This window comes from Mesorhizobium sp. M5C.F.Ca.IN.020.32.2.1, from assembly GCF_004023105.1.
Lineage (GTDB): Bacteria > Pseudomonadota > Alphaproteobacteria > Rhizobiales > Rhizobiaceae > Mesorhizobium > Mesorhizobium wenxiniae.
In genome coordinates, this window is record NZ_RZSX01000868.1 from 1 (window position 1) to 2587 (window position 2587).

Consider the following 2587-nt stretch of genomic DNA (forward strand, 5'->3'; position numbering starts at 1 on the left):
CATTGGTACCGAGCTGTTGCAGCGCTTCGAGCAGGCAAGAATTGTCGGTCCCATAGGTGGACGGCTGAACGATCACGCTGCGTTCAAATCCGAGGCGCTCCCGAAGACGCAGATAGTCGGCAACGGACGCATCCGGCGGGATCAAGCTGGCATTGGGCGCGGCCGGAAACTTGCTGTTGTAGATGTGGAAATGGCTGTCGCAGGCGTTCTTGGGAGCCTTGAAGCTCGGCTTCTCCGCGCCGGCCGAGAAAGGGACATCCCCTTCGGCCCTTGATGGTCCCGCTCCAGCCAGCACCGACGTGGCCAGCCCGGAGGCGAAAACCGCGAACTGACGGCGCGTCATCGGAGCGCATATCATGCGAACGTCCTCCATGTGTGCTCATGAACAGGGCCATCCTTCCCCAGAAGGATGACGCGCAGCTTTGCGACCGCCGCGTCGGGACTGGTCAGGACAGGAATGTTCGTTGCCGCCTCGACCGCTTGGCGCGCACGCGCCATGGAGAAATGGGCCAGTGTGATGGCGTCGAAGTCTTTCAGTTTGGCGGCTTCGGCGGCGATCAGTCGATTGTGCGTGCCGACGTCGCCGGCGCGCACGGCATCGATCGCGCCGGGGACGAAGAAACTTGTGATCATTGCCGAAGGATCGGTGCGGTCCGCTTCCTCGCGGAATTCCTGCTCCATGCTCTCCTTGGCCGGGGCAAACGTATAGAGCATCGCGGTGCGGCGGCCGCTTCGAATGGCTTCTTCGAACATCGCTTCATTGGGCTTTAGGACAGGGATGTCGACGTGCTTCGCAGCGTGCTCGATGGCCCGGCCGAAGGCAGAGCATGTGAAGAGAACCGCGGCGCTGCCGATCGACCGCGCATAGGCCGTAAGCGCCACGATGCGCGCGACGAGCTCGTCGGTGAGCTCGGAAACCTTCGCGCGATCCGGTGACAGGCTGTCCTCCAAGATGTTGACTGCATCAGCTTCCGGCCAGGCGGCTTTGAAAGAGTGAGTGATGGGCTCCATCGCAATGGTGGTGGCATGGATCAGTGCTATTCGAGGCGTTGCTTTCATTGTCGGCTCCAACGGAGGGACCGATGGCCGCCCGGGAGGGAGGCGGCCATCGAGCGGAGATCACTTCGGGGCCGCTGCCGCAAAGACCCAGACGCTCTCCGCGGGAATACGAGCCCAGACCTTGCCGGACGGCATCTGGCGAGGACCATGAGCCTTCGCGGCGAAGTCACCGCGGCGCAGGCGATACTCCCACTTGTCGCCGAGATAGATGCTGTCATCGAGATGCATCTCGATACCTTCAGGCGCCGGGCTGTCGCTTACGCTGATCTGTTCGACCCGAATGACGGCGCGCGCTTCGTCGGAATCGCCAAGCCCATTTGCCTCACGCACGGTGCCGTTCAGCGCCCATCCATCACCCGCGATCACAGTGGATTGGCCGGAGCGCTTCTGTATCCTCCCCTTCACTATGTTGTTGGCGCCGAGGAAATCGGCCGAATAGAAGCTGTTCGGATTGGAGTAGATGTCCTGCGGCGTGCCTTGCTGCACGATGCGCCCATCCTGCAGAAGCAGGATGTTGTCGGCGGCGGCGAGCGCCTCGCTCTGGTCATGCGTGACCAGGATCGCGCAGATCTCCAGGTCCAGGATCAGCTTGCGGATCCAATAGCGCGCTTCCTCGCGCAGCTTGGCATCGAGATTGGACAGGGGCTCATCGAGAAGCAGGACCCTCGGCTCGTAGACCAGCGCCCGGCAGATGGCGACGCGCTGCTGCTGGCCGCCGGAGAGCTGCGAGGGATAGCGTTCGGCGAGATGGCCGAGACCGAGACGGTCGAGGATGGCCTGTACGCGCGATGCGATCTGCGCTTGCGGCACGCCCCTGAGTTTCAGCCCATATCCGACGTTGTCTCGGACATTGCGATGCGGCCAGAGCGCATAGGACTGGAAGACCAGGCCGATGTTGCGCTGCTCAGGCGGCAAGCCGATTTTGCGCTCGCCGTCCAGAACGGTCTTGTCGCCGATGACGATCCGTCCGATCTCCGGTTGCTCCAGTCCGGCGATGCAGCGGAGCAGCGTCGTCTTGCCGCTCCCCGATGCACCAAGTAGGGCAACGATCGAGCCGCGCTCCGCCGTGAATGAGGCGCCCTTCAGGATCTGCAGGCCGCCAAGCCATTTCTGGACGTTGTTGACAATGAGCTCAGTCATGGATGCGTGCTCCCAGTCGAAGGGCGAGCGCAAGGCCCGCGGCCGTTAGGATGATGCTTACGAGTGCGAGCGCGGCGATCGTGTTCATGGCCCCGGTCGTGAGTAGCGAAACCATCAGCGAGCCGATGACCTCTGTGCCCGCACCCATGAGATAGACGCCCGTCGCGTATTCGCGCAGGAAGATGATCATGATGAGGGCCCACGCGCCGGCCAAGCCTGGCCGCACGATCGGGATCACGACATCCCACCATGTGCGACCGATCGTTGCGCCAGTCGTTCTTGCCGACTCCTCAAGCTCCGGGGAGACCTGGATAAGCGTGCCCTGCAGCAGCCTCAGGCCATAGGACAACCCGACAACGACATAGGCGACGAAGAGGCTGACCAGGGT

At 62.9% G+C, this 2587-nt stretch carries 4 protein-coding genes; all 4 read right to left on the minus strand.

Annotated elements, in window-relative coordinates:
- Positions 1–343: amidohydrolase family protein (locus tag EOA86_RS30120; protein ID WP_348633373.1), on the minus strand; the 343-nt coding region annotated here is incomplete at its 3' end.
- A gap of 11 nt (positions 344–354) precedes the next feature.
- Positions 355–1059: an arylsulfatase gene (locus EOA86_RS30125; protein ID WP_128344959.1), complete on the minus strand. Its 705-nt coding sequence runs from the start codon at positions 1057–1059 to the stop codon at positions 355–357.
- Positions 1060–1119: 60 nt separating this feature from the next.
- Positions 1120–2199 carry an ABC transporter ATP-binding protein gene (locus EOA86_RS30130; RefSeq protein WP_128344961.1) on the minus strand — a complete coding sequence of 360 codons (1080 nt, stop codon included), beginning with the start codon at positions 2197–2199 and terminating at the stop codon, positions 1120–1122.
- Positions 2192–2587 (minus strand): ABC transporter permease subunit (locus tag EOA86_RS30135; RefSeq protein ID WP_128344963.1); only part of this gene is annotated, 396 nt, incomplete at its 5' end. The genes EOA86_RS30130 and EOA86_RS30135, both read right to left, overlap by 8 nt.

Excerpts from the sequence above, each read along its gene's own strand:
- EOA86_RS30125 (WP_128344959.1), bottom strand. The coding sequence starts at position 1,059 with ATGAAAGCAACGCCTCGAATAGCACTGATCCATGCCACCACCATTGCG.
- EOA86_RS30130 (WP_128344961.1), bottom strand. The coding sequence starts at position 2,199 with ATGACTGAGCTCATTGTCAACAACGTCCAGAAATGGCTTGGCGGCCTG.